A 25,174-nucleotide genomic window follows, 5' to 3' on the forward strand; every position below is an offset into this window, starting at 1 on the left:
TTCGCAGTTCTCATCCCTGTGTTTTAACGAGGTTTCCCTGTTGTCCACAAAGATCCAAGGGGCCCTTGCCGCCCTTTCGGCGCTGGCCCTGCTCACGGCGTGCACGCCGTCGAGCAACGATCCCGATGCGACCCGCAATGGCGCGAACAAGACCGCCGAGGCGGCCGCAGAACCCGTGTTCCGCGTCGGAGCCGTCACCGACGAAGCCGCAGAGTCCGCGTCCGAATCGACTCCGACATCGCAGCCCAGTGAGGATGCGACATCTCAGCCCAGTGCGGGCGCGACCTCCGCTGCGGATCCGAGTCCGTCCCCCGATTCAGCCGCCTCGATCCCCGGCGCAGAGGACTTCGGCAAAGTGACCGAATCCGGAGACGAGATCGACCTCGACCCCGGCCAGCGCATCGGCATCTCCGTTGAGAACGCCGACCTCAGTGACGTCTCCGTCACCGAGGAGGCCCACCCCCGGATCGCACACGATCCCGGCACATTCTTCGACGCTTCCGGAACCGCACTCGAGACCGATGAGAATGCTCGGGCCGGTGCGTCGACCCCGAGCTCCACCGAGTCCGAGCCCAGCGACGATGAAACGAAGGACAGCGGAACAGAGAACGAGGACGACGCCGAGGCGGTATCCGCCCCGGCAGAGTCCGCGGCCTGGATCTCGAGCTACGGCCTCGTCGCCGACAGTGAATACACCGTGAAGGCCACCGCCACCACGGACGGTGGTGACGAGGTCGACTTCGATGCCACGATCACCGTCGGTGCCAGCGACGGAGCACCGATGTCGGTGCGCACAACGCTCGCCGATGATCAGACGGTCGGCGTCGCCGCCCCCATCATGCTCAACTTCGGTTCCACCGTGTCCAAGGAATTCCGTGACGATGTGGAACGTCGCCTCTCGGTCAAGGTCACCGACGAGGACGGCAGGGAACGGAAGGTCGACGGCTCATGGGGCTGGCTCTATGACGACCCGCAGTCCCGACTGCACTTCCGACCGAAGGAATTCTGGCCCGCCCATTCGAAGGTCTCCGTCGATGCTCCTCTCAAGGACGTGCCGACGGGTGAGAACAGTGTGGGTCAGAACGACCTCACACTCGATTTCGAGATCGGACGCAAACAGGTCGTCGAGGCCGATGTGAAGACCCACCGCATGACCGTCACCCGAGACGGCAAGACGGTCATGGACTTCCCGGCCTCCCTCGGCGCCCCGAAGTCCCCGTCGTACAACGGCACGCATGTGGTGATGTCGAAGGCCGCCGACTACACGATGACATCCGAGCAGTGGGACTACGAGACCGATGTGCAGTGGGCCGTGCGCATCCACAACAACGGCGAGTTCATCCACGCCGCCCCGTGGTCTGCCGGCGTCCAGGGCTCGCAGAACGTCTCGCACGGCTGCATCAACCTCACCACCCAGCGGGCGAAGGAGTATTACGACTCCGCGATCTTCGGCGACCCGGTCGAGGTCACCGGTTCGCATGTGAGCCTGTCGACCAACGACAGCGACATCTCGGACTGGGTCTATTCCTGGAATGAATGGAAGAAGCTGAGCGCCCTCGACTGAGAGCGCCCAGCTTGCCTGTCTGACTCGACCGGGCCTTCGCCGTCGACTTACTTGTCGAGCTTCTCCACTGCCTTGTCGATCATCGGCACATATCGCTCGAGCGTCCACGGGACGGTGAGCGGGTTGATGATCGAGGAACCGGTGACGAACGCCTGGTCTGCGGAGGCCACGACGGCACCGGACTTGATCGCCGGAATGTTCGCGTACAGTCCCTGCGATTCGATCTCCTGCCTGTTCTTCTCGTCGGAGTAGAAGGTGAAGATGATGTCCGAGTCATTGAGCTTATCGGCGTTCTCCAGACCGATGAGCGCCGAATCCGTTCCCGGCTCGTCATAGTCCTTCTTCAGCTCATCGATGACCGGGTCCGGAGTCAAGCCGAGGGCGGAGACCATGGCCACGCGCTGCTCGGAGGGATAGAAGACGCCGAGAGTACCGGGACCGGAGTTGTAGATGTAGGAGAAGGTGAGGTCCTTGTACTCGTCCCGCTTGGCCTCCTTCAGCTGCGTCTTGATGTCGTCGACGAGACCCTCGGATTCCTCTTCCTGACCGAGCGCTTTCCCGACCGTCGTGATCTGCTCATCCCATTCGATGGTCCACGGCTGCTTCGGGTAGGCCACGGTCGGGGCGATGGCATCGAGCTGCTCGTACTGATCGGCGGTGATCCCGGACCAGGGGGCGAGGATGACATCGGGTTCGAGCTCGGCGATCGCCTCGACATCGAGTTCCGTGTCGCCCTGGAACTGCTCCGGCAGCTCCTCACCCTTGTCCTTCACCGCCTCATAGATCCACGGCATGTACCCGGTGTCATCGGATCCCCACGCGTATTCCTCCATGCCGACCGGAGTCTTGCCCAACGCGATCGCGGTCTCCGTCGATCCCTGACCGAGGGTGACGACGCGTTCGGGCTCGGCCTCGATGACCGCTTCGCCGAGCGCGTGCTTGATCGTCACGGTCTCGAAATCGGCAGACCCGGACTCCTGCGCGGCCTGCGATCCCTGTCCGCAGGCGGTGGCGGTGAGCGAGAGCGCGACGAGCGCTCCGGTGATGACGGCCCGGCGGCTGTGAGGAACTGACATTCCTGTCCTTTCGACAGTGGTCGGAGCCTGATGCGACCCCTCGACATTAACGTAGGACAGCCTAACTTAACCGACCGTCGATTCCGCAATAGCTGTGAGCCACTTCACGTCGATGTCCCATCTCTGCTGAGAGCAGAAACCCTCGCCGAGGCGGCCCTGCGAACCGTAGGCTCACCCCATGACCCACATGCTCCCGCACAGTCCGACCCCGCCGCCGCTGTGGCGTGAGGCGCTCGGACGCGCACTCCGACTGCGCCGGACCGACATGGGTCTCACCCTGGCACAGGTCTCCGAACGGTCCGGGGTCTCGACCCAGTTCCTCTCCGAGATCGAACGCGGGCTCAAGGACCCGTCGTCGGAGGTCATCGAGGCCGTCGCAGCGGTCCTCGGTCTGCAGCTTCCGCAGATTCTCGTGCTCGCAGCTGTCGGCATGACCTCCGGGGTCTCCGCGACCGCGCTGCTGTCCGCCGCCGATATGACGCGAGCCGCACCCTCTCCGCCGGCGGCGGGTCAGGTGCGGCTCGCTCTGGCTGCCTGAACGGCTCAGCCGTCACCGGCCTCGAGCCGGTTCGCCCGCAGCACCTCGAGGCGGGCGCGGTATTCGGCCTCCTCGATGTCGCCCTGGGCGAAACGCTGCGCCAGAGTCGCTTCGGCGCTCCTCGTCCCCTCTCGTGCCGCATTCGCCCACGGCGGTCCCCCGGCCTGCCGCCACCGGCGACGGTTGAGCGTGACGATGAGGGCGATGATGAGTCCGATGACGAGGACCCAGAAGATCGGGATGAGGACGAAGAACGGCCAGGCCAGCGGACCGTGTTCCATATGCATGATGCCTCCTTGGCGGGTGTCCACGGCGGTCGTGGACCTGACATCCATCACACGCCTCGAGCCGGGCGCGGCGAATCCGCCGACGGGAGACACCTGTGCTGCTTCCTGCGGAGCAGGTCTCAGCGTTCGTTGAGCCAGCCGGGCGACACCAGCCCCGATTCGTAGGCGAGGACGACGAGGTGGACGCGGTCCCGGGCCCCGACCTTCGTCATGATGCGGGAGACATGGGTCTTCGCGGTCAGCGGGGAGAGCACGAGCGATGCGGCGATCTCGTCGTTCGACTGACCTCGGCCGACGAGCGCGAGGACTTCGCGTTCCCGGTCCGTGAGGACGTCGAGCCCGGCGTCAGGCTCCGCCTTCAGCCCCAGTGACATGCGGGAGAGCAGGTACTTCGTGACCTCGGGTGAGAGCAGAGCCTCACCGGCGGCGACGACGCGCACGGCTCGGATGAGGTCGGTCGGGTCGGTGTCCTTGAGCAGGAAGCCGCTGGCCCCGGCGCGCACGGCTCGAACGATGTACTCGTCGAGGCCGAAGGTCGTCACGAGGACGACGCGGACGGCGTCGAGCCGCGGATCGGCGGCGATCTCCTCCGTCGCCCAGAGACCGTCTCCGCCGGGCATGCGGATGTCCATGAGGACGACGTCGACGGGCGCTCTGCGCAGCGCGTCGAGGAGGTCCTGCCCGCCGGAGGCTTGGATCGTGACCGCGATGTCGTCCTCGGAATCCAGCAGCGAGGCGAAGCCGGCGCGCACGAGCTGATGATCGTCGGCGATCGCGACTCGGATCGGTGTCATCGCCGCGCCTCCTCGTCGGGTGTCCCTGTCGGGTCGACGCTCCAGGGAAGGTCGACGTCGACGGTGGTTCCCCGCTGACCCGCCGATGACAGTTCGAGTGCTCCGTTCAGCAGCTTCGCCCTCTCGCGCATGCCCATGATTCCCGCCCCTTCAGCACCGCCGGACATCCCCGTCCCATCGTCGCTGATGCGCACGCGCAGTCGGTCCGAGTTCCGTTCGATCACGACCTGTGCGCTGTTGGCCCGCGCATGTCTGAGCACATTCGTCAGCGCTTCCTGGATGATCCGATAGGCGGCCGCATCCGTCGACTGGCCGGGGTTCGCCCGCGCTCCTTCGGCGTCGGTGTCCCGCCGATCGTCCACGCTGATGTCGGTGGAGCCGACGAGGCGGGAGATCAGAGCCGGGACATCGTCGAGCCCGAGCACCGGTGCCAAGGGCGCCGGCTCCGCCCCGTCCGCAGAACCGGCGTCCGAGCGCATCGTGTGCAGCACGGTGCGCACTTCATTGAGCCCGGTGCGGCTGAGCTCCCTGATCGCGGCGAGCGCCGAACGAGCCTGCTCGGGGTCGCGGTCGATGAGGTGTTCGCCGACTCCGGCTTGGACGTTGATCTGGGACAGAGCATGGCCGAGGACGTCGTGGACATCCCGGGCGATGCGCAGTCGTTCGGCTTGGACCACCTCGGCGTGGCGAGCGCTCTGTTCGGCTGCCTCCTGGCGCGCCAGCTCGCCGCGGCGCCGGACGAATGCGCCGATGCCCACGGCGATTGCCAGTCCCATCGTGGCCGAGACCACCCGCCCCACCGACCAATCGATTCCCAGCATGGGGCCGAGCAGCAGGCAGCCCACCCAGACTCCCGCCGCCGAGGCGATCGCCCAGAGCTGACGTCCGCGGACCATCGCGGCGAGGACGGCGAAGAGGAAGGCGGCATAGAACGGCGTCGTCCTGGGCCCGGCCTCCACCGGTGACCACGGTCCGCGGTCGCTCCACGGGCTTGGTCCCATTCCGTGTCCGCCGGATCCTGCATCGGGGGTTGCTGCCGCCCACACCAGGATGTCGAGGAGGGCAAGTCCCGCCAGTGCTGCCGCGCGCGGTCCCGGCCACCTCGCTGCGAAGAAGAAGATCGCAGGTGAGACGACCGCAGTGCCGATGCGGACGGTCATCGCGGCCGCAGACGTATCGGCCTGGGCGGCAAGGACGATGGCGAACGGCAGCTGCAGCACCACTGCGGCGACGGTGAGAAGGACGATCCGTCGGCGTGCGCGCGGCGGGGATCCTTCCGCGGGTGCGCGGAGGTCTGGACGGTCCGTTCTCATTCTCCGATCGTAGCGACCCGCGCCCGAGGCCGTCGTCATCCTCGGGGAGTACTTCCGACCACCTCGGTGGGAGAAGAGAGTCAGAGGATGACGTCGACGAGTCCGAAGTCCCGTGCCGCCTGTGCGTCGAGGACGAGGTCGCGATCGAAGTCACGGTGGATCTGCTCCGGGGTCCGACCGGTGCTGTCGGCGAGCATCTCTTCGACTTCTCGGCGCTGTCGCACGATCTCGTCTGCGGCGACGATGAGGTCGGGGATCGTGCCCCGTGCTCCTTCGGCGTGCGGCTGCCGCAGCACCGCGCGGGCGTGGGCGAGCATCGCCCGCTGCCCGGGCTCTCCGGCGGCCAGGAGCACGGCCGCGTCGGCGGCGGCCTGCCCGACGCAGGTGGTGGCCACGGGTGAGCCGACGTGGTGCATGGCGTCGAAGATCGCGGTCATCGCGGTCAGTGACCCGCCCGGGGAGTTGATGTACATGCTGATCGGCAGATCCCGGCTGCTCGAATCGAGGTGCAGCAGCTGCGCGATGATCGTGTTCGCCACCCCGTCGTCGACGGGCACGCCGAGGTAGACGATGCGATTGCCGAGCAGGTGAGAATAGACGTCGACGATCTTCTCGCTGCCACCGGAGCGGTCGACGACGTTGGGAATCGTGTACTGGCTCATCGGGTTCCTCCGATCTGCGCGTGCAGATCGGCCGGGGAAGTCAGGACCCGGTCGACGAGTCCGTATTCGATCGCCTCCTCGGCGGTGAACCATCGGTCCCGCAGTGAGTCTTCGAAGATGCGTTCGTACGACTTCTCGGTCGCCTCGGCGACCCGGGTGAGCACGGAGTCCCGGACCTCGCGGAGGTCGTCGCCTTGGAGTTCGATATCGGCGGCGGCTCCTCCGATCCCACCAGAGCCCTGATGGAGGAGGATGCGGGCGTGGGGCAGGGCCAGACGTCTTCCGGGTGTGCCCATACTGAGCACGAACTGCCCCGCCGAGGCGGCCCACCCGAAGGCGATCGTGACCACGTCATTGGGCAGGGCGGCGATGGTGTCGGCGATCGCGTGCATCATCGGCACGGATCCGCCGGGAGAGTTGATCCACAGGTGGATATCGGAGCGTGGGTCCTCGGCGGAGAGGAGGACGAGGCGGGAGATGATCTCCATTCCGTTCTCGTCGCGCAGCTCTCCGTTGAAGACGACGGATCGGTAAGCGTAGAGCATTCTCCGGGATTCGGGGATCGCGGTCGTCGTCGGAGACTCGTCGGCCTCGGAGAACACCAATGGGCTGGTTGCGGTTCGTGTGGGCATGTCTCCACTGTGCAACCCAGCGACGGCGAACCGAGCACGGATCCGCTGGAAGCGGGACCGTGCCGCTGTGAGCGGACGGGCACATCTGAGGCTCCGGCGACCCTTGACTCTTCGACCGGGCCCGGACTTAGGATCGACGGCATGAGCACACAGCGAGATCGGGCCGGTCACCTCATCGATGCGCACGGTCGCACATTCGCCGCGGAGGCCGCGATCACACTCCGTGACAAGCCGGCCCCGCTGTGGCAGCTGCTCGTCCTCAGCCTGCTCCTGTCCACGCGCATCAGCTCCGACATCGCCCTCGCGAGCGCGCGCGAGCTGTTCTCGGCGAAGTGGAGAACGCCGCAGCGTCTGCGCGCGAGCACGTGGCAGCAGCGCGTCGATGCGCTCGGACGCGGCGGGTATCGCCGCTACGACGAGAGCACCGCCACCCGTCTGGCCGAGGCCGCCGATCTGCTCATCGACCGATGGGACGGGGACCTGCGGAAGCTGCGCGATGAGGCCGAGGGGCAGCCTAGTCGGATTTCGGGTCTCCTGCAGGAATTCACCGGGATCGGTCCGACCGGGGCGTCCATCTTCCTCCGAGAGGTCCAGCAGGTCTGGCCCTCGGTGAGGCCAGCCTTCGACCCGCTCGTGCGCAAGGGCGCGAAGACGGCCGGGCTGCCGGAGCAGGACGAGAAGCTGGCCGCGTTGGTCGACGACGCGGACCTCGCAGGACTCGCGGCCGCGCTCGTGCGTCTCGCCCGAGATCCGGACCTCGCCGCCGACGCGCAGGACTGAGACCTCCGCACAGGCTCGCGTGCTAGCATCGACGCACACGAAAGGGGATGAGATGATGGCGAATCTGTGGCTGACTCTGCAGCTGCTCGTCGTCGTGCTCTCTGCTGACCTCGACTCGGTCGTTCCCCAGTCCCCCATTCATCTCATCGTTCTGGCTCTCCTCGGCGCGGCCCTGCTGACGCCGATCGCCGCATGGGCGAGCATCGCTCTGCTGCGCGTGCTGTCGCTGTCCGCGCGTCCGCCGTCATTGCCGGATACGCGCCGAAGCACTCGCGAATTCCGCATGCCGGAGGAACCCGGCACTCCGGGTACTGCTCTGCCCAGAGCCCCATCTGTCGTCGTTCGCGCCATCGCCTGAACGACCTCACCTCGCGTTCCGAACGGAACGCCTCCCCGCCTCGGCGCGGGCGATCTTCCTTCGTCTGTGCGCAGCGATGCGTCTGAGTCAGTCCTCACGGTGGTGGCCGCCAACGGCCCACGTCAACCGCGCCTCAGCGCGCCCTGTCCGAAGGACACCCACCCGTGAACATCTACGAATTTCTGCCCATCCGCCTGCTCGTCGAGGCCGCCTACACGGTGGTCACGGGGATCAGCGAAATTCTCGAACCCCTCGCCGGCGGCCTCAGCGCCGCCCTAGCCGTCATCGTGCTCACCGTCCTCGTCCGCGCCGTGCTCATCCCCGTCGGCGTGTCCCAGGTCAGGGCAGGCATCACACGAAAACGACTGGCCCCGAAGATCAGCGACTTGCAGAAGAAATACAAAGACAAGCCCGAACTCATGCAGCAGAAGCTCATGGAGCTGTACAAGGAGGAGAACGCCTCCCCTTTCGCCGGGTGCCTTCCGGTGCTCGCGCAGATGCCCGTGCTCATGGCGGTGTATGGTCTCTTCATAAATGCGACGATCGGCGGGCACGCCAATGAGCTGCTCGGGCATACGCTCTTCGGCCTGCCGCTCAACACGAGCTTCGTCAAACTGCTCGGCGCCGGCGATCTGACCGGCACCGCGATCACGGTCTACCTCATCCTCGTCGTGCTCATCGCCGTCGTCGCCGGTTTCTCCCGGCACCTGCTCACCCCGGCCACGCCCGAGACCCCGGCTGCTGCTCCGGCGAAGAATGGAGGAGATGCTCCGGCGGTGCCGGATCTGTCGGGGGTGATGAAGACGCTGAGCTTCATGCCCTTCCTCACTGCGATCTTCGCACTCTTCGTCCCCTTGGCCGCGGCGCTCTACCTGGCGACGACGACCACGTGGACGCTCTGCGAACGACTTGTCCTCAACCGGGTTCTGGGCGCGAACGAGCCGCAGCCGGCGACGAACACCCGCGTCGCCGACTGAGTCCGACGAGCGAAATCGGGCACATGAGCACGAAAGAGCCCGGGGCGAAGGATCGGAATCCTTCGCCCCGGGCTCCGCATCGACGGCCGGCGCAGGGCCGCCTCGCTGATCAGGCGACGATCGGCTCCGGTCGGGTGCCGGCCACGACCTTGAGAGCACCGTCGACGACGGTGGCACGCACGGTGCCGCCCTCTTCGACCGCCTCGGTGACGAGGAGATCGGCGATGCGGTCGTCGAGCTCGCGCTGGATCGCGCGACGCAGCGGACGGGCACCGAACTCGGGTTCGTAGCCTTCATCGGCGAGCCAGTCGAGAGCCTCGGCCGAGACGTCGAGGGCGATGCCCTGAGCCTCGAGACGCTGCTTCGACGCAGCGAGCTGGTGAACGACGATGGAGCGCAGCTGCTCGCGATCGAGCCGCGAGAACATCACGGTGTCATCGATGCGGTTGATGAACTCCGGCCGCATGAACTCCTTGAGCCGGCCCATGACCTTGGCCTTGAGATCCTTCTCCGCATCCCCGGCGGTACCGGAGGCGAAGCCCAGCGGAGTGCCGGACATGAACTCGGAGCCGAGGTTCGAGGTCATGATGATCACGGTGTTGCGGAAGTCGACCGTGCGGCCCTGACCGTCGGTGAGACGTCCGTCGTCGAGGACCTGCAGCAGCAGGTTGAACGCATCCGGGTGGGCCTTTTCGACCTCGTCGAGCAGGATGACCGAATACGGGCGGCGGCGGACCTTCTCCGTCAGCTGACCGGCCTCGTCGTAGCCGACGTAGCCGGGAGGAGCACCGACGAGACGCGACACCGTGTGGCGTTCGCCGAACTCGCTCATATCGAAGCGGATCATGGCCGACTCGTCGTCGAACAGGGTCTGTGCCAGAGCCTTCGCCAGCTCGGTCTTGCCGACACCGGTGGGGCCGAGGAAGAGGAAGCTGCCGATCGGCCGGTTGGGATCGGCCATGCCCGTCTGGCTGCGGCGGATGGCACGCGACACGGCGGTCACGGCCTCGTCCTGACCGATCACACGGTCGTGGAGGACCTCTTCCATGTTCGCCAGACGCATCTTCTGGCTCTGCGTCATCCGTGCTGCCGGGATTCCGGTGGCGCGGGAGACCACATGAGCGATCTCCTGCTCACCGATGATCGCCTCGGCGGCAGCCGTCTTCGCGGCCTGCGCGTCCGGGTTCTCGGCGGATCCGATACGGGCGGCCACCTCGTTGATCTCATCGCGGACACGACCGGCGCGCTCGTAGTCCTCGACCTCGATCGCGGACTTCTTCTCCGCTTCGAGCTCGGAGAGCTTGAGCTTGAGCGCGTCGATGTCGACGCCGGGACCGCGCCCCAGCGACATCCGGGCACCGGCCTGGTCGATGAGGTCGATGGCCTTGTCCGGCAGGAACCGGTCGGTGATGTAGCGGTTCGACAGCTCCACGGCGGCCCGGACCGCCTCGGCGGTGTAGGTGACCTCGTGGAACTCTGCGTAGCGGTCCTTGAGTCCGTCGATGATCGTCACCGCGTCCTCGACGCTCGGCTCGCCCACGGTCACCGGCTGGAAGCGGCGTTCGAGAGCCGAATCCTTCTCGATGGTGCGGTACTCCTTGAGCGTGGTCGCGCCGATCATGTGCAGATCGCCGCGGGCCAGTCGCGGTTTGAGGATGTTTCCGGCATCCATCGAGTTCGCTTCGCCGTTGCCGCCGGCACCGACGAGGGTGTGGAGTTCATCGACGAAGACGATCATGTCTCCGTCGTCGGCGATCTCGTTCAGTGCTCCGGTCAGGCGCTCCTCGAAATCACCGCGGTAGCGGGTGCCCGCGAGCATTCCGGGCATATCGAGAGCGATGATGCGCTTGCCCTGCAGCTGCTTGGGCACCTCACCCGAGTGGATGGCCTGTGCGAGGCCTTCAGCGACCGCGGTCTTGCCGACGCCGGCTTCACCGAGGAGGACCGGGTTGTTCTTCGTCCGGCGAGCGAGGATCTCGATCGTCTGCTCGATCTCCTGCGAACGGCCGATGACGGGATCGAGCTTGCCTTCGGCGGCGAGTTCGGTGAGGTCGGTGCCGAACTTCTCCAACACGGATTCCTGACCGTCCTCACCCTCGGCGTCCTGACCGGGGTGCATGCCTCCGGCTTCGGCCGCCTCGGCACCGGCCTGCAGGGCTGCCTGCGTGACTCCCGCCTGCGCGAGGATCCGACCGGCGGGCATCTCCTGATTGAGCACGAAGGCGAAGAACATGTGCTCCGGATCGATGTAGGTCGACCCGAAGGCCCGCGCCACCTGATAGGCGTCGAGCAGAGCGCGCTGGGCCGAACCGGTCAGTGTGGGCGTGGAATCCGCCCCGGTGTCGGTACTGGCCGGAAGGCGCTCTTCGATCGCATGGGCGATGAGCTCGGGGTCCGCACCCGCCTGACGCACCGCGGAGATTCCGGGTTCGGAATCGACCATGGTGCGCAGGATATGGAGTGCGTCGACCTCAGACTGGCCGTGACGCCCTGCGAACTCCGCAGCCGCTTCGATGACTTCATGGCTGCGCTTGCTCAGCAGTCGGTTGATGTCGACGGAACGGCCTCTGCGGGCTCCGGTCTGTCCCTGGAGGAAACGAGCGAGGAACTCGTCGAACGAGTCTCCGCCCGAGCCTGCGGGTCCGAAGAATGTGGCCAAAGCTGACCTCCTCTTTCAAAGTTGAGCGTATACGACTCAATCAACAGGCTGAGGGTCGTTGTTATTCCCGAGGAGGCTGAGGCCGCCGTCACACGCAACGGCGGGCATGCGTGCGGTCAGCCCTTCGACGGCCACCCGTTGGGTTCGCAGCCCTGCAGACCCTTCGTCTGCTGCTGCATGAGTGGGGCGGTCTGGCCCGGGCCGGGGCAGGATTCGTGGCCGTGGCCGAGCGCGTGACCGACCTCGTGGTTGATGAGGTACTGCCTGTACTGGACGATGTCGTCGAATTCGTCCGTGGCAGAGACCCAGCGTTTGGCGTTGAGGATGACGTTGGGCCCGTTGCGGCACGAGAGCTTGCCCAGGGTACGCAGGGGCAGACACATCTCGTCGACGGTGTCGGGGCTGGCGATGGAGATCATCGTGTCCTGGCCCTCGTCGACGAGCTCGATGGAGACGGCGTCGATGTCCTGCCAGCCGCGCTCGTCCTGCAGGGTCTTGATGATGAAGTCCCCTGCCTGGTCGACGTCGATGGGCAGGTTGTCTTCGACGCGCAGTGCGACCTTGAAGGTTGTGCCGTCGTCACGGTTGGGCCCGGCCTCCTCTTTCGGCCGGTCCCATTTCCCGCCGCCGTGCGTGTCGATATCGGCTTCGCTGACTCCTGCCGCACCGGCGTCGTCGACGCTCGCGGTCTCGGTGGGCGTGGGCGACTCCGTCGGTTCGCCGCTCGGCTTGTCACCGGCTTCACCGCTCGGGTCAGACGATGCGACCTGTGTTTCGGCCGCATGCGGAGTCGGTCGGGTCTCGTCTTCGGCTGCGGGTGCGCAGGCGCTCAGCCCGATGAGCAGCCAGGCAGCGGCAAGGGAGGTCAGGGCGCGGAGGCGTGGGCGGGAGACGATGCGGGTTCGACTGAGCACGCCTGCGAGTCTAGCCGCATCACGCGGCGCTGCGGCGGGTGAACTGCCGGTTTTCGGTGATGTCAGAACTCGAGGACGCCGGCGGGGCCGCGCAGACGCGCCCGCAGACGGCAGTCGGGCCCCTCGACCACCGTGGTGTCACCGGCGCCGAGCTCCTCGAGCACCTGCCGCGCCGCCTCGGGCTCCGGGGATTCCACGCGGAATTCGAGCAGCTCGAGGGCGGGCAGGCCCGCCTCGGCGGGGTGGACGGATTCGCCCCAGTCGATGAGGAACGGCTGCGCACCCTCCTGCGGCAGCGGGGAGCGCGTGGTCAGTCGCCATTCGAGGCGGTCCCCCTCGGCGGTGTCGCGGGCCATGTCCTGGACTTCACCGAAGTCGATTCCGGCGGTGTTCGCGGCCGCGATCTTTGCGAGGAACGCCGGCGGGTGGATGGCCCAGGTCTGCAGGGTCGGCTCTGTGGCCAGATGTGCGTCGAGCGGCAGGGTGCCGTCGACGGCCGGCTCCTGCTGCGGGTCGGGGCCGAGGATCTCGAGGTAGGTGTGCGCTCCTTCCGGCCAGCCCGCAGGGGCGAGTCCGAGGAGGAAGTTCGCCGTCCCCCGCCCCGGGTGTGAGCCGCCGGGAACTGCGCGCAGCCCCGTGGCCGCCTCCACGGCAGCGACCCCGGCCTCGAGGTCGGGCACCGTGATGATGAGGTGGTCGAGTTCAGCGGGAATGGTGTTCAGAGCGTCCATGATCCACCCGGACCTTTCAGATGAGCGTGTAGGCCCTCAGTCTCCCCCTCTTCGGCATCGAGGGCAATGATGTCGAGGGCGCAGCCGAAGAAGTCGAGGACCACGCCGAGGCGGACGCGCGGTTCCCGTGACCCGGCAGCAGCCGTGACGGGTTCACATCGCCGTCCGCCGACTTCACTCCGAGTAGAGCCCTGATTGCTCAACACACTCGTGAAGATCAGGAATGGCGATGACCAAATGATCGAAGTTCGAATTGCTCAACATGTCTCAATATTAAGCCCCGAATTGACGGCGATTACACGGATGAGATTAACTCGAGGCATGCACATCCACTTCGGGCTCAGCGCCGGACACTGCCTCTGCCTGCCTTCAATGGCACCCGCAATGTCCGCATATTGTTGAACTATCCTACTCAGTTCTCTCAGTTCCATCCCACTTGCCCGAAGGACGTCTTCAATGACGGATCACCGTCTCTCCACCAACGCGCGTCTGACTCAGCGCCACCTCGACCGCCGCTCGGTTCTCAGCCTCGGTCTCGGTTTCGGCACTCTGCTCACCCTCAGCGCCTGCACTCCGCACGACTCCAGCTCCCTGGCTGACGGCGAACCCGTACGCGGTGGGGTGCTCACTTACTTCGAACCCCAGACCTGGACGCTGCTCTACCCGCCGTCGGTCGGCTTCTACCCCAACGGCGGAATCATGAACAACATCTCCGCGAGGCTGCTGTGGCAGGATCCGGAGACCCTCGAGCTGCATCCGTGGCTGGCCACCGAACTGCCGGAGACGAATGCCGACGCGACGGCCTATACGTTCACCATCCGTGAGGGCGTGACCTACTCGGACGGTTCGCCGCTGACACCTGAGAATGTGGCGAAGAACTTCGACCTCTTCGGTCGCGGCGACGAAGCACGCACGCTGCCGGTGTCCGAGCAGATCTCGAATTACGAGCGCAGCGAGGTCCTCGACGAGCATCGGGTTCGGTTCCACTTCTCGGCGCCCTCCCCGGGTTTCGCGCAGGCGACGTCGACGATGAACGCGGGACTGCTCGCAGATTCCACTCTCGCACTCGACGCCGACGGATTCGGCCCGGGCGGAGCCACGCAGATCCACACCTGCGGCCCCTTCCACATCACGGCGGAGACCATCGGCACGAAGCTCTCCGTCCGTGTCCGCGAAGACTACGACTGGGCACCCCCGCCCCTGAAGCATCAGGGGCGTGCCCACCTCGACGGCATCGACTTTCTGACCAACAACGAATACTCCGTCCGCATCGGTGCCGTGCTCTCGGGACAGGCCGACGGCGTCCGCGACGTCCAGGCCCCCGATGAGTCCCGCGTGACCGAACAGGGGCTGCGCCTCTATGCGAAGGCGACGAACGGAATCAACAACAGCATCAACTTCCGGTTCCGCCACGACCTGCTGGCCGATATCGACGTCCGTCGGGCACTGATCGCCGCCATCGACCGACAGGAGATCGTCGACAAGCTCTTCACCCCGAACTACCCGCTGGCCACGGGCCTGCTGGCCAAGGGCGCAATGGGCTACACCGATCAGTCGGGTTCCTGGGAGTTCGACCCGGACAGGGCCGACCGCCTCCTCGACAAGGCCGGGTGGAGCGAACGCAACGGACAGGGCTACCGCATCAAGGACGGGCAGCCGCTGGCTCTGACGGTGAATATCGCACTGCCGCAGCCGCGGTCGAACGAAGTGCAGACCCTCATCCAACAGCAGCTGCGCCGAGTCGGTGTGCGCCTGTCGATCAACCCCGGGGACCAATCGAAGCAGACTCTCGACGCTCTCGAACTCGACACCGTGCAGATCTACCATTCGATGGTCGCCCGCGCCGATTTCGACAATCTGCGCTCGAACTACTCCTCGGTCAACCGCGACGTCTTCCTCAACGGAGTCGACCGCACGGACGCCGAGGACGATTCGGTCGATGCGAAGATCGACGAACTCCTCGAAGAGTTGGCATCCGAACCGGATCATAAGCAACGACAGCAGGCCGCCGAGGCGGTCCAGAACCACCTCGTCGACCAGGCCTATGTGCTGCCGTTCTTCGAAGAGCCTCAGGTCTTCGCATTCCGCCGCCGTGTCCACGGCTTCACCACCGAACCCGTCGGACGTCCCGATTTCTACAGCACCTGGCTGGCAGGAGAGAAATGATCCTCGACACCCGCTACCTCATCCTCCGCCTGGGCCAAGCGGTCCTGGTGCTGCTGCTCGCGTTCACCGCGGCGTTCATCCTGCTCAGCCTCATCCCCGGCGACGGAGTCACCGCCCGCTTCGCCGACCCCGCACTGGGCCTGTCCCCCGACCAGATCGCCGAGATCCGTGAGGCCACCGGCGCCGACGACTCCTGGTTCGGCAAATACCTCACCAGCATCACCGGTTTCCTCACCGGGGACTTCGGCTATTCGGTCCAGACCGGTGCAGCCGTGTCGACGATCATCGCGGCGGCTCTGCCGTCGACAGCGGTGCTCGCGGCCTCCGGGTTCGTCACCGCCCTCGTCCTCGCCGTCGTCATCGCCGTCTTCGCGACCTTCGGCCCGGCCACCGGTCCGGGCGCACGAATGCGTCGGATCCTCGACTCGGTGCCCAGCCTCTTCATCTCCATCCCCGTGTTCTGGCTCGGAATCCTGCTCATCCAGGTCTTCTCCTTCCAGCTCGGTCTCGTCTCCGTCGTCGACCCCGGCCCCGCCGAGGCGCTCGTGCTGCCGACCCTGACCGTGGCGGTTCCGCTCTCGGCCCCGATCGCTCAGGTGCTCATCCGTTCCATCACGGAGGTGCAGGCCTCCGGATTCGTCAAGGTCACCACCGCAAAGGGCGCCTCCGAACTGTGGATCCTCGTCCACACCGTCGCCCGCAACGCGGTGCTGCCGGGACTGACGATCATCGGACTCGTCTTCGGTGAGCTCGTCGCCGGGGCCGTGGTCACCGAGACCGTGTTCGGCCGCAACGGCATCGGACTCATCACCGCCCAGGCCGTCACTCACCGGGACAATCCGATCCTGCTGGCTGTCGTCTCACTCGCCACCTTCGGCTACGTCATCATCAATCTGGCAGTCGACCTCCTCTACCCCGTCATCGACGTGCGACTGCGCACCAAACGCAGCGCCGCCTCGGCGGGCAGATCCCTGCGCAGCCACGACGAACCCACACGTCGGGCGCTGACGGCGACCGCCGCCAGCGTCGGAGTCGACCTCGACTGGGATGATGAGACGAAGGAGAAGAACTCATGAGCATCGCCGACGTCTTCACCCGCGGCCAGGGCTATCGAGAGCAGAGCAGCCAAGGCCAGGGCACGAGCCCGAAACGCACACGCGCACGCGGCGGCCGGGCACGCGTCGCGCTCACCCCGGCCACCATCGCCTCCGGACTGGTGCTGCTCATCGCCATCGCCTGGGCGCTGGTCCCCGGCCTCTTCACCCATTTCGACCCCAACGACGGAGGAGACACGCCCGCCCTGCTGGCCCCGAGCCTCGAGCATTGGTTCGGCACCGACCAGACCGGTCGAGACGCCTTCACCCGCGTCGTCTACGGCGCCTCCCAGTCCCTGCTCGCCGCACTCGTAGCCGTCGGGGTCGGGCTGATCGTCGGCACCGCGATCGGGCTCATCGCCGGCACCAGGCGCGGATTCGTCGACGATGTGCTCATGCGGTTCGTCGACGTGCTGCTGTCCATTCCCGCGATCCTGCTCAGCCTCTCGATCGTCGTCGTCCTCGGCTTCGGCACGATCAACGCAGCCATCGCCGTCGGAGTCACCGCCATCGCCCAGTTCGCCCGTCTCGCCCGGTCACAGGCGGTGCAGATCAACACGAGCGACTTCGTGGCCGCAGCCTACGGATCCGGCGGCACGTTCTTCTCCGTCCTGGCCCGCCACATCCTCCCGAACTCGATCTCTCCCGTGCTGTCCCTGGCGGTGCTCCAGGTCGGTTCGGCGATCCTCCAGATCTCCACGCTCGGATTCCTCGGCTACGGCACCCCGCCGCCCACACCGGAATGGGGTCTCATCATCGCCGAGGGCCGCAACTTCGTTGCCACCGCCTGGTGGTTGACCGTGCTGCCCGGCCTCGTGGTCATGGCCATCGTGCTCGCCACCCACCAGATCGGCAACACCCTGCGAAAGGTGACATCATGACCGACTCCTCACTGCTGCGCATCGACGGCCTGTCCATCGACTACACCCACCGAGGCGGCTCCGCGGCCCCGGCTGTGAGCAACCTCGATCTCGTAGTCCGTCCCGGTTCGATGACCGCCGTGGTCGGGGAATCCGGATCGGGGAAGTCGACGACGGCGAACGCCGTCATCGGTCTCCTCCCACCTTCGGCGCTGGTCACGGCCGGGCGGATCCGCCTCGGCGAGGTTGATCTGCTCAGTCTGGGCGCCTCCGGTTGGCGCGGTGTGCGCGGTTCCCAGATCGGCTATGTCCCACAGGATCCCGGGTCATCGCTCAATCCGCTGCAGACCGTCGGGAAGTCCGTCGCCGAGGCGCTGCACATCCACCGCCGGGCCAACCGCGCCGAGGCTCGCGCCCAGGTCATCGAACTGCTGGCCCGGGTCGGCATCGACCAGCCGGAGAAGCGGGCCGATCAGTTCCCGCACGAGCTCTCGGGCGGGATGCGGCAGCGTGTGCTCATCGCCGCTGCCATCGCGCTGCGCCCGCGCCTGCTCATCGCCGACGAACCCACCTCCGCGCTCGACGTCACCGTGCAGAAACAGGTCCTCGAACTCCTCGACGAACTGCGCGCCGAGACCGGGATGGGCATCCTCTTCATCACCCATGATCTCGCCGTCGCCGGCGAACGCGCCGACGAGGTCGTGGTCATGCAGGGCGGACGCATCGTCGAATCGGGTCGGGCCGGTCGGGTCTTCTCCGACCCGGCCACCGAGTACACCTCGCGCCTCATCTCCGACGCTCCCGCGCTGCAGACGAAGGCTAGTCCTCCCCGCGCCGAGGCGACCACTCAGTCCGCAGACCCATTCGTCTCCGTCGAATCACTCACCCACATCTTCGACCGAACCGGTGATCAGATCACCGGCGTCGACGGTGTGGACTTCACGGTCGCGCGCGGGACCACGCACGGTCTCGTCGGCGAATCGGGTTCGGGCAAGACGACCACGGGCAAGGCTCTGACCGGGCTCCTCACACCGCAGTCCGGAAATGTGCGCATCGGTGACTTCGACGCCGCCGAGCTCGGACGCGGTCGTCCCTCACGGCAGCGGCTGCGGGAGTTCCGGCGCACCGTGCAACTGGTGCATCAGAACCCGTTCTCCGCGCTCGATCCCAAGCACTCCGTCCGCTCGACCCTGACCGAGCCTCTGCGCAACTTCCGCCTCGGCGACCGTGCTTCCCGGCCAGGTCTCGTCGCCGAAGCGATGGATCGGGTGGCGCTGCCGAACGACTTCCTCGACCGGCGTCCGGCAGAGCTCTCCGGCGGCCAGCTGCAGCGGGTCGCGATCGCCCGCGCCCTCATCGTCGAGCCCGAACTGGTCGTCTTCGACGAAGCGGTCTCCGCCCTCGACGTGACCGTGCAGGCGCAGATCCTGACCCTGCTCGACCGGCTGCAGAGGGAGCTCGGTCTGACCTACGTCTTCATCACCCATGACCTCGCCGTCGTCCGTCAGATCGCTGATACGGTGTCCGTGATGTCGCAAGGGCACCTCGTCGACGACGGTGCGACCGAAGAGATCTTCACCCGCCCGCGCTCGGCCTATACACGCACTCTGCTCGAGGCGATCCCCCGTCCCGCGACGCTGTCGACGGTTGCAGCGCCTGCGCACATTCGACCGGCAACCCCGACCCTGCTCACCGCAGCAGCAGAAAGCTGAGAACCATGACCCCTCAACCCACCGGCACCCAGGCGACCGGCACTGCCACGACCGAGCCGAAGCTCGGATTCTTCACCCGCCTGCTCGAGGACGCCCCAGCCGCGCAGCGCTACCGCTTCGCCCTCGAACAGATCGAGACGGCCGAGGACTTCGGCTTCCATTCCGCGTGGGTCGCCCAACACCACTTCTCCGCGGCAGAGGGCGGGCTGCCGTCCCCGCTCGTCTTCCTCTCCCACGCCGCTGCACGCACCAGTCGCATCTCGCTGGGCACGGCGATCATCACCCTGCCGATGGAGAATGCGGTGCGCGTGGCCGAAGACGCCGCCGTCGTCGACGAGCTCGCCGCCGGGCGCCTCGAGATCGGCCTCGGCTCAGGTGGGAATCCGAAGTCCTTCCCGGCCTTCGGCACGAGCTTCGCTGACCGCCGCGAGGCCTTCGCCGAGAACCTCACGACCCTGCGCACACTGTTCGCCGGCGACCGGCTGCCCACCGACCACCGCCTCTACCCTGCCCCTGGAACGGAGCGTCCGAGCCTTGACCGGCGACTGTGGCAGGCGACCTTCTCCTCGGGCGGAGCCGGAGCGGCCGGCGCTGCCGGGGACGGACTCATGCTCTCGCGGACTCAGCCGCGCCCACAGGACGATCCGGGGGCTCGCCTCGACGAGGTGCAGCTGCCCGTCATCGACACCTATCTCTCACAGCTGCCGGGCGGAGTCGAACCGCGCATCCTCGCCTCCCGCACCGCCGTGGTCGCCGATGTCGCGGACCTGCCGCGGCTGCGCGAGATCACCGAACCCGCGCTGCGGGCCGAGGCCGACCGCCTCGTCGGCTATGACACCTCCGGGCTCAGCCTCGATGAGCTCCTCGTCGCCACCGACACCTATCTCGGCACCCCCGAGCAGGTGAGCGAACGGCTGCGCCATGACCGGGTGCTCGACCGGGCCACGGATGTCAGCTTCCAAGTGCATTCTGTACCGGCGACGAACGAGACCGCTCTGCGCTCGATCGAACTGCTGGCTACCGAGGTGGCCCCGGCGCTGGGGTTCGCCGTGACCAAGGAGCGGGTGCACTGAGATGGCCGATATCATCAACCTCCTCGCTGGGATCGCGACGAAGGATCCTCTCGATGCCCTCCGCGATCACCGGGCGCAGGCGAAGGAGAATGCGCAGCGCAGCTTCGAGGCCCTGCTCGAGCCCGCAGATCCGCGAGGTGTGAGCTTCCGGGACCGCTATGCCGTGTCCGCGTTCACCGCCGGCCTCCTCGGTGCCCCCGTCGCCGAGGAGTTCTACCGTGACCTGCTCCGTGACGAGGACGAGGCCGCCTCCTGGACGATCGCCGAACTCCTCGACGACGCGCTCCTCGAACTTGACTCGCGGTCTTCTGTCCGCGGCCCCTACGGCACCTTCGAATCTGCGGCGCTGGCCGAGGAGAACGTGACCGGTCCCTGGCTGAGCCTCGGCGAGAAGTCCATCGAGGTGCTCGGTCCGCTGCTGGCCGCCGGCCTCGAGTTCGCGCACATGCTGCTCCTTCATCCGCGCGATGCTCGGCCCGAGCATCTGGCGCTGCTGCTCGCTGCGGGCTGGGACGAGGACGGAATCGTCACCCTCGCCCAGCTCGTCTCCTTCCTCAACTTCCAGATCCGCATCAGCACCGGCCTTGCGGCTCTGGCCCACGCTCCGGCGGCAGCCGGCCCTCCGGCCGCGGACGAGGTTCCGTCGACCGATGACGGTGCGGCCGCCTCGGCGCAGCACTCCCTCGTCTCTTCGAAAGGGGGCGAGGCACTGGAGACGGTGGGCGAGCGGGTGAGCACCTACCCTGATCTGGCTCGTCCCGAGCTGTTCCAGCAGTCGGGACTCGGGTGGGTGCCCTGGATCGCGCCCGTCGCCGAGTCGGACCTCAGCGATGCGCAGTCAGATGCACTCATCGAGGCAGGACGGGCGAAGAACCCCTACTTCCGGCTGCTCGCAAGAGATCCGGCCGCGCTCAAGGCACGAACCCTGACCGACTTCGACATCTTCTTCAACACGACCGATGGTCTGGGGCGGGCCGAACGCGAACTCGCGGCGACAGCGGCCTCACGCCTCAACGGATGCCTGTTCTGCGCCTCGATCCATTCGCACCGTGCCACCGAGGAATCCGGGCGTCGGGAGGTCGTCCAGCGCCTCCTCGATGAGCCCATCGGCGCGAAATCCGATCTCGGCGACCCGCTCTGGAATGCCGTTGTCGATGCCTCGGCAGCACTCACCCTGACCCCGCAGGCCTTCGGCCCGCACCATGTCAGCGCGCTGCGCGAGGTCGGCCTTGAGGACGGGGACATCATCGACGTGCTGGGCTGCGCGGCATTCTTCAACTGGGCCAACCGCCTCATGCTCTCCCTGGGCGAACCTGAGGTGCTGATGCCGGGGAAATGACGGTCTCCACTGTGGTGCGGTGACTACATACCTTCTGCAGCAGCGATCGATCCACGGCGTTCTGCGGAAAACGCCGTGGATCGACCACACAATCGCGCAGGGGTCGCGTCGGTCACGCGGGAGCTTCAGGCGACGTCCATGAGCGTCGAGCGGATGATGAAGCGGTTTCCCGTCGGTGATTCGACGCTGAAGCCGCTGCCGCGGCCTGGCACCACATCGATCGTCAGATGCGTGTGCTTCCAGTACTCGAACTGCTCGACCGACATCCAGAAGTCCAGCCCGGCCTTCTCGGCAGCGTCGATGGGCAGTTCGAAATGTCCGAGCAGCACATCGGCGTCCGAGGTGAGGAAGTCGCCTTCGGGGAAGCACATGGGCGACGAGCCGTCACAGCAGCCGCCGGACTGGTGGAACATGAGCTGTCCGTGTTTGTCGACGAGGCCGGCAAGCAGGTCGATGGCGGCCTGAGTCATCGCCACCCGCGATTTCTCTTCGCCCTCGATCGTCGGTGTCGATTCGAGGGCGACTGTTTCGGCTGTTTCACTCATCAGAAGAATCCTTGTGCACTTTCGGAGTAGCTGACCAGCAGGTTCTTCGTCTGCTGGTAGTGGTCGAGCATCATCTTGTGGTTCTCACGTCCGATGCCCGAGGATTTGTATCCGCCGAACGCGGCGTGGGCCGGGTAGGCGTGATAGTTGTTCACCCACACACGACCGGCTTGGATGTCGCGCCCGGCCCGGTAGGCAGTGTTGCCGGTGCGGGCCCAGACTCCGGCGCCGAGGCCGTAGAGGGTGTCGTTGGCGATGGCGATCGCGTCGTCGTAGTCGGAGAACGAGGTCAGCGCCACTACGGGCCCGAAGATCTCCTCCTGGAACACGCGCATCGCATTCGTGCCCTTGAAGATCGTCGGCTGGATGTAGAACCCACCGGCGAGATCTCCGTCGAGTTCGGCCTTGTCGCCGCCGATGAGCACCTCGGCTCCTTCGTCCTTGCCGATCTTGAGGTAGGACATGATCTTCTCGAACTGATCATTCGAGGCCTGTGCGCCGACCTGGGTGTCGGTGTCGAGCGGGTTCCCCTGTTTGATCGAGCGGACGCGTTCGACGCCGGCGGCGACGAAGTCGTCGAAGATCGAGTCCTGGACGAGGGCACGCGACGGGCAGGTGCAGACCTCGCCCTGGTTGAGCGCGAACATCGCAAAGCCTTCGAGTGCTTTGTCACGGAAGCTGTCGTCGGCGGCCATAACGTCATCGAAGAAGATGTTCGGCGACTTGCCTCCCAGCTCCAGGGTTACCGGGATGATGTTCTGCGAGGCGTACTGCATGATCAGTCGGCCGGTCGTCGTCTCACCGGTGAACGCGACCTTGCGGATGCGTTTGTTCGACGCCAGCGGCTTGCCGGCTTCGACGCCGAAGCCGTTGATGATGTTGAGGACGCCCGGAGGCAGCAGGTCGCCGATGAGTTCGGCGAGGATGAGGATCGAGGTCGGGGTCTGCTCGGCCGGTTTGAGGACGACGCAGTTGCCGGCGGCGAGCGCCGGGGCGAGCTTCCACGTGGCCATGAGCAGCGGGAAGTTCCAGGGGATGATCTGACCGACCACGCCGAGGGGCTCATGGAAATGGTAGGCCACGGTGTCGTCGTCGATCTGTGAGATGCCGCCTTCCTGCGCCCGGATGGCTGAGGCGAAGTAGCGGAAGTGGTCGACGGCCAACGGCAGGTCTGCGGCCAGCGGCTCGCGGATTCCCTTGCCGTTGTCCCAGGTTTCGGCGACGGCGAGCATCTCGAGATTGGACTCGATGCGGTCAGCGATCTTCAACAGGACGTTCGAACGTTCGGCGACCGAAGTCTTGCCCCAGGCCGGCGCCGCCGCCCAGGCGGCATCGACGGCGGTCTCGACATCGTCAGCGGTGGAGCTGGGAATCTCGGTGAAGACCTGCCCGGTGACGGGGGTGATGTTCTCGAAGTAGTTGCCGTCCTTCGGCGGCACCCACTCCCCTCCGATGTAATTCTCATAACGGGGCTTGAACGTGACGAGCGCGCCGTCGGTACCGGGTGCTGAGTAGACTGCCATGACACTCCTTCGTGTGAGTCCGTCCGCTCGGATTGTTCTGTCACGTCCGGTGCACTGACCGGTGCTCGCCGAGTCGATGGACAGCGTCCTCTCACCTTAGGCCGGACCGCCCGCAAGGACAATAGTTCGATGGGTCTCGGCGGGAAGTTCACCAGAGAGCCGAACGGTACCCTTAATGTGGCGCTTCGCGTCTCAGCACGAGATGATCGAACCATTTGACGGTAAGGAACCTCTGAACGATATTCGGCGAGCGGCGGCTCTCTCGATATCAGGGCTGTCGATCGCTTGGACGTGCAGGTGAGGTTCCGTGCTGTTGCCCGAATTCCCGCAGCGGCCGATCTCTTGGCCGATCTGCACCTTCTGGCCCGGTCGAACCTGAGCGCTGCCTCGCTGCAGATGGCACAGAGCCACGATTCCACCGGAGCTCCTGACCATGACGTGGTTCCCGGCAAGCGCCCACCACCCCGCTGCAGCACGCCTGTGCTGAGTCAGCGCATAGCCGAGCGAGGGCAGACCCCGATAGGCACGATGATCGAGTTCGGAATCGTGGACGGTCATCACGGTGCCATCAGTCGGGGCGAGCACGGGCCGGCCGAAGCCCGTGAAATTCTCCGGAGGTTCGGACCGGAACAGCGATCCGAGGGTGAACGCCGCCGAACGCCCTGCGGCGTCGACCGGTACGAAGTCGATGCTGAACGAGGTCGCGAACATCGTCGTACCGTGACTCGGTACGCGATCGGCTGGGCTGTTCTGTACCAGCCATCGGCCGGTGAAGGGGAAGTCCAGGTCGAGACCAGCAGCTTCCGTCGGATCCGTCATCGTGCGAGTCCGGTCTGCCGAATGGCAGCGTAGAGAACCATATCCCTGTGTTCCCCGCCGATCATCTGATGCCTGGCCAGCACACCTTCTCGCACGTACCCGGCGTTTTCTGCCGTCCGCAGCGACGCGACATTCCACGACTCGATGTGCAACGCGACTCTGCGCAGACCAGGAACCGTCCATGCGAACTCGGTCAGCAGTGCCAGCGCTTCACTCGCAAAGCCCTGATTCCTCCGCGAAGGAACGATAGCGTACCCGGCGGTCGCGCGCCCCTCTCCCAGCTCCTTCAGCCACAGTCCGCAATGACCGATGGCGCCGTCATCTGCTCGAATGGCTATCGCGAACGAGAAACCGGCTCCCTCGGGATGCCTCATCTGCTGTCGTCTCACCCATGCCTTCGCCTCACACTCCGTCGCACAGCTCGGCAACGACCCCGTCAGAGACACGTAGGGATCGGTCGAGAGCTCACGCGCCATGGCACTGTCTCGCATTTCCACGGGTCGCAGGCGAAGTCGTCCGCGAACGGGCGAAGTCGCCGGCCACGGCGGAAAGACGGGCCCAGTCATACCAACGCCTTGACTATGATCAGGCACGGTGTGCCCTCGCCCCACAGCTCTGTCTCCTCGAGGGGGAGGAAGCCCGTCTTCTCGCAGAAGTGTCGCGTCCGCGCATAGTTCGGATCCTCCTTCGACGGTCCGAGAGTCTTCACCTGCAGCAGCTTCGCTCCACGAGCCCGAACACATCCTCGGGTACCGCCT

The 25,174-nt window shown here is 66.3% G+C and carries 24 protein-coding genes; 11 read left to right on the plus strand and 13 right to left on the minus strand.

The features are described from left to right. Positions 1-40: 40 nt before the first annotated feature. The gene (locus tag GUY37_RS14390; protein ID WP_228278201.1) at positions 41-1,564 is read left to right on the plus strand and encodes a L,D-transpeptidase; all 1,524 of its coding nucleotides are present in this window, start codon (positions 41-43) and stop codon (positions 1,562-1,564) included. 47 nt (positions 1,565-1,611) lie between these two features. On the opposite strand, the gene GUY37_RS14395 is transcribed toward GUY37_RS14390, so the two are convergent. Beyond that, positions 1,612-2,640, minus strand: coding sequence for an iron-siderophore ABC transporter substrate-binding protein (locus GUY37_RS14395; protein ID WP_166826882.1), 1,029 nt, complete (start codon positions 2,638-2,640; stop codon positions 1,612-1,614). Between the two features lie 178 nt (positions 2,641-2,818). Here GUY37_RS14395 and GUY37_RS14400 point away from each other — a divergent pair, with 178 nt between their 5' ends. Then, positions 2,819-3,178: a helix-turn-helix domain-containing protein gene (locus GUY37_RS14400; protein WP_166826885.1), complete on the plus strand. Its 360-nt coding sequence runs from the start codon at positions 2,819-2,821 to the stop codon at positions 3,176-3,178. Between the two features lie 5 nt (positions 3,179-3,183). Here the strand turns inward: GUY37_RS14400 and GUY37_RS14405 are convergent, their stop codons facing one another. The 5 genes from GUY37_RS14405 to GUY37_RS14425 all read right to left on the minus strand — a co-directional run bounded on the left by GUY37_RS14405 (position 3,184) and on the right by GUY37_RS14425 (position 6,866). Further along, a complete protein-coding gene (locus GUY37_RS14405; protein ID WP_152349203.1) occupies positions 3,184-3,465 on the minus strand; it encodes an SHOCT domain-containing protein in 282 nt (93 codons plus the stop codon). Positions 3,466-3,584: 119 nt separating this feature from the next. Continuing rightward, positions 3,585-4,259 carry a response regulator transcription factor gene (locus tag GUY37_RS14410; RefSeq protein ID WP_166826888.1) on the minus strand — a complete coding sequence of 225 codons (675 nt, stop codon included), beginning with the start codon at positions 4,257-4,259 and terminating at the stop codon, positions 3,585-3,587. Beyond that, positions 4,256-5,572, minus strand: a complete 1,317-nt coding sequence (locus GUY37_RS14415) for a sensor histidine kinase (protein ID WP_166826891.1) — start codon at positions 5,570-5,572, stop codon at positions 4,256-4,258. Before GUY37_RS14415 ends, GUY37_RS14410 begins: the two co-directional genes overlap by 4 nt. A gap of 80 nt (positions 5,573-5,652) precedes the next feature. Then, the gene (locus tag GUY37_RS14420; protein ID WP_166826893.1) at positions 5,653-6,234 is read right to left on the minus strand and encodes a ClpP family protease; all 582 of its coding nucleotides are present in this window, start codon (positions 6,232-6,234) and stop codon (positions 5,653-5,655) included. Beyond that, a complete protein-coding gene (locus GUY37_RS14425; RefSeq protein WP_166826896.1) occupies positions 6,231-6,866 on the minus strand; it encodes a ClpP family protease in 636 nt (211 codons plus the stop codon). The genes GUY37_RS14420 and GUY37_RS14425 overlap by 4 nt, the downstream gene beginning before the upstream one ends. Positions 6,867-7,007: 141 nt before the next feature. On the opposite strand from GUY37_RS14425, the gene GUY37_RS14430 reads away from it, so the two are divergent. From GUY37_RS14430 to GUY37_RS14440, 3 genes are all read left to right on the plus strand, one after another. Further along, entirely contained in the window at positions 7,008-7,646 is a 639-nt protein-coding gene (locus GUY37_RS14430) for an endonuclease (RefSeq protein WP_166826899.1), read from the plus strand. A gap of 52 nt (positions 7,647-7,698) precedes the next feature. Next, the gene (locus GUY37_RS14435; protein ID WP_166826902.1) at positions 7,699-8,004 is read left to right on the plus strand and encodes a hypothetical protein; all 306 of its coding nucleotides are present in this window, start codon (positions 7,699-7,701) and stop codon (positions 8,002-8,004) included. A 164-nt stretch (positions 8,005-8,168) separates the two neighbouring features. Further along, positions 8,169-8,981, plus strand: a complete 813-nt coding sequence (locus GUY37_RS14440; protein ID WP_166826905.1) for a YidC/Oxa1 family membrane protein insertase — start codon at positions 8,169-8,171, stop codon at positions 8,979-8,981. 109 nt (positions 8,982-9,090) lie between these two features. Here the strand turns inward: GUY37_RS14440 and GUY37_RS14445 are convergent, their stop codons facing one another. The 3 genes from GUY37_RS14445 to GUY37_RS14455 all read right to left on the minus strand — a co-directional run bounded on the left by GUY37_RS14445 (position 9,091) and on the right by GUY37_RS14455 (position 13,285). Beyond that, the gene (locus tag GUY37_RS14445; protein ID WP_166826908.1) at positions 9,091-11,640 is read right to left on the minus strand and encodes an ATP-dependent Clp protease ATP-binding subunit; all 2,550 of its coding nucleotides are present in this window, start codon (positions 11,638-11,640) and stop codon (positions 9,091-9,093) included. Between the two features lie 116 nt (positions 11,641-11,756). Further along, the gene (locus tag GUY37_RS14450; RefSeq protein WP_228278202.1) at positions 11,757-12,554 is read right to left on the minus strand and encodes a DUF3152 domain-containing protein; all 798 of its coding nucleotides are present in this window, start codon (positions 12,552-12,554) and stop codon (positions 11,757-11,759) included. A gap of 62 nt (positions 12,555-12,616) precedes the next feature. After that, positions 12,617-13,285, minus strand: coding sequence for a VOC family protein (locus GUY37_RS14455; protein ID WP_166826912.1), 669 nt, complete (start codon positions 13,283-13,285; stop codon positions 12,617-12,619). Between the two features lie 456 nt (positions 13,286-13,741). On the opposite strand from GUY37_RS14455, the gene GUY37_RS14460 reads away from it, so the two are divergent. The 6 genes from GUY37_RS14460 to GUY37_RS14485 are packed head-to-tail and all read left to right on the plus strand — an operon-like array spanning position 13,742 to position 21,529. Next, entirely contained in the window at positions 13,742-15,451 is a 1,710-nt protein-coding gene (locus tag GUY37_RS14460) for a TIGR04028 family ABC transporter substrate-binding protein (RefSeq protein WP_166826915.1), read from the plus strand. Next, the gene (locus tag GUY37_RS14465; protein WP_166826918.1) at positions 15,448-16,527 is read left to right on the plus strand and encodes an ABC transporter permease; all 1,080 of its coding nucleotides are present in this window, start codon (positions 15,448-15,450) and stop codon (positions 16,525-16,527) included. The genes GUY37_RS14460 and GUY37_RS14465 overlap by 4 nt, the downstream gene beginning before the upstream one ends. Next, positions 16,524-17,426, plus strand: a complete 903-nt coding sequence (locus GUY37_RS14470) for an ABC transporter permease (protein WP_166826921.1) — start codon at positions 16,524-16,526, stop codon at positions 17,424-17,426. Before GUY37_RS14465 ends, GUY37_RS14470 begins: the two co-directional genes overlap by 4 nt. After that, positions 17,423-19,117, plus strand: coding sequence for a dipeptide ABC transporter ATP-binding protein (locus GUY37_RS14475; protein ID WP_166826924.1), 1,695 nt, complete (start codon positions 17,423-17,425; stop codon positions 19,115-19,117). Before GUY37_RS14470 ends, GUY37_RS14475 begins: the two co-directional genes overlap by 4 nt. Positions 19,118-19,122: 5 nt before the next feature. Continuing rightward, entirely contained in the window at positions 19,123-20,190 is a 1,068-nt protein-coding gene (locus GUY37_RS14480) for a putative FMN-dependent luciferase-like monooxygenase (RefSeq protein ID WP_166826927.1), read from the plus strand. Position 20,191: 1 nt separating this feature from the next. Then, positions 20,192-21,529 (plus strand): alkylhydroperoxidase domain protein, encoded by a 1,338-nt coding sequence (locus GUY37_RS14485; protein WP_166826930.1) that lies wholly within the window; start codon positions 20,192-20,194, stop codon positions 21,527-21,529. A 125-nt stretch (positions 21,530-21,654) separates the two neighbouring features. Here the strand turns inward: GUY37_RS14485 and GUY37_RS14490 are convergent, their stop codons facing one another. From GUY37_RS14490 to GUY37_RS14505, 4 genes are all read right to left on the minus strand, one after another. After that, on the minus strand, positions 21,655-22,074 hold the full coding sequence (locus GUY37_RS14490; protein WP_166826933.1) for a DUF779 domain-containing protein: 420 nt from the start codon (positions 22,072-22,074) through the stop codon (positions 21,655-21,657). After that, complete coding sequence (gene exaC, locus GUY37_RS14495; RefSeq protein ID WP_166826936.1) at positions 22,074-23,597, minus strand: acetaldehyde dehydrogenase ExaC; 1,524 nt, start codon at positions 23,595-23,597, stop codon at positions 22,074-22,076. The genes GUY37_RS14490 and exaC overlap by 1 nt, the downstream gene beginning before the upstream one ends. A gap of 192 nt (positions 23,598-23,789) precedes the next feature. Further along, entirely contained in the window at positions 23,790-24,416 is a 627-nt protein-coding gene (locus GUY37_RS14500) for a M23 family metallopeptidase (protein WP_166826939.1), read from the minus strand. Continuing rightward, complete coding sequence (locus GUY37_RS14505) at positions 24,413-25,159, minus strand: GNAT family N-acetyltransferase (protein WP_323127505.1); 747 nt, start codon at positions 25,157-25,159, stop codon at positions 24,413-24,415. The genes GUY37_RS14500 and GUY37_RS14505 overlap by 4 nt, the downstream gene beginning before the upstream one ends. Positions 25,160-25,174 lie beyond the last annotated feature (15 nt).

The sequence above is a fragment of the Brevibacterium limosum genome (assembly GCF_011617705.1).
GTDB lineage: Bacteria > Actinomycetota > Actinomycetes > Actinomycetales > Brevibacteriaceae > Brevibacterium > Brevibacterium limosum.

Excerpts from the sequence above, each read along its gene's own strand:
- GUY37_RS14395 (WP_166826882.1), bottom strand. The coding sequence starts at position 2,640 with ATGTCAGTTCCTCACAGCCGCCGGGCCGTCATCACCGGAGCGCTCGTC.
- GUY37_RS14400 (WP_166826885.1), top strand. The coding sequence starts at position 2,819 with ATGACCCACATGCTCCCGCACAGTCCGACCCCGCCGCCGCTGTGGCGT.
- GUY37_RS14405 (WP_152349203.1), bottom strand. The coding sequence starts at position 3,465 with ATGCATATGGAACACGGTCCGCTGGCCTGGCCGTTCTTCGTCCTCATC.
- GUY37_RS14410 (WP_166826888.1), bottom strand. The coding sequence starts at position 4,259 with ATGACACCGATCCGAGTCGCGATCGCCGACGATCATCAGCTCGTGCGC.
- GUY37_RS14415 (WP_166826891.1), bottom strand. The coding sequence starts at position 5,572 with ATGAGAACGGACCGTCCAGACCTCCGCGCACCCGCGGAAGGATCCCCG.
- GUY37_RS14420 (WP_166826893.1), bottom strand. The coding sequence starts at position 6,234 with ATGAGCCAGTACACGATTCCCAACGTCGTCGACCGCTCCGGTGGCAGC.
- GUY37_RS14425 (WP_166826896.1), bottom strand. The coding sequence starts at position 6,866 with ATGCCCACACGAACCGCAACCAGCCCATTGGTGTTCTCCGAGGCCGAC.
- GUY37_RS14430 (WP_166826899.1), top strand. The coding sequence starts at position 7,008 with ATGAGCACACAGCGAGATCGGGCCGGTCACCTCATCGATGCGCACGGT.
- GUY37_RS14435 (WP_166826902.1), top strand. The coding sequence starts at position 7,699 with ATGATGGCGAATCTGTGGCTGACTCTGCAGCTGCTCGTCGTCGTGCTC.
- GUY37_RS14455 (WP_166826912.1), bottom strand. The coding sequence starts at position 13,285 with ATGGACGCTCTGAACACCATTCCCGCTGAACTCGACCACCTCATCATC.
- GUY37_RS14460 (WP_166826915.1), top strand. The coding sequence starts at position 13,742 with ATGACGGATCACCGTCTCTCCACCAACGCGCGTCTGACTCAGCGCCAC.
- GUY37_RS14465 (WP_166826918.1), top strand. The coding sequence starts at position 15,448 with ATGATCCTCGACACCCGCTACCTCATCCTCCGCCTGGGCCAAGCGGTC.
- GUY37_RS14470 (WP_166826921.1), top strand. The coding sequence starts at position 16,524 with ATGAGCATCGCCGACGTCTTCACCCGCGGCCAGGGCTATCGAGAGCAG.
- GUY37_RS14475 (WP_166826924.1), top strand. The coding sequence starts at position 17,423 with ATGACCGACTCCTCACTGCTGCGCATCGACGGCCTGTCCATCGACTAC.
- GUY37_RS14480 (WP_166826927.1), top strand. The coding sequence starts at position 19,123 with ATGACCCCTCAACCCACCGGCACCCAGGCGACCGGCACTGCCACGACC.
- GUY37_RS14485 (WP_166826930.1), top strand. The coding sequence starts at position 20,192 with ATGGCCGATATCATCAACCTCCTCGCTGGGATCGCGACGAAGGATCCT.
- GUY37_RS14490 (WP_166826933.1), bottom strand. The coding sequence starts at position 22,074 with ATGAGTGAAACAGCCGAAACAGTCGCCCTCGAATCGACACCGACGATC.
- exaC (WP_166826936.1), bottom strand. The coding sequence starts at position 23,597 with ATGGCAGTCTACTCAGCACCCGGTACCGACGGCGCGCTCGTCACGTTC.
- GUY37_RS14500 (WP_166826939.1), bottom strand. The coding sequence starts at position 24,416 with ATGACGGATCCGACGGAAGCTGCTGGTCTCGACCTGGACTTCCCCTTC.
- GUY37_RS14505 (WP_323127505.1), bottom strand. The coding sequence starts at position 25,159 with ATGTGTTCGGGCTCGTGGAGCGAAGCTGCTGCAGGTGAAGACTCTCGG.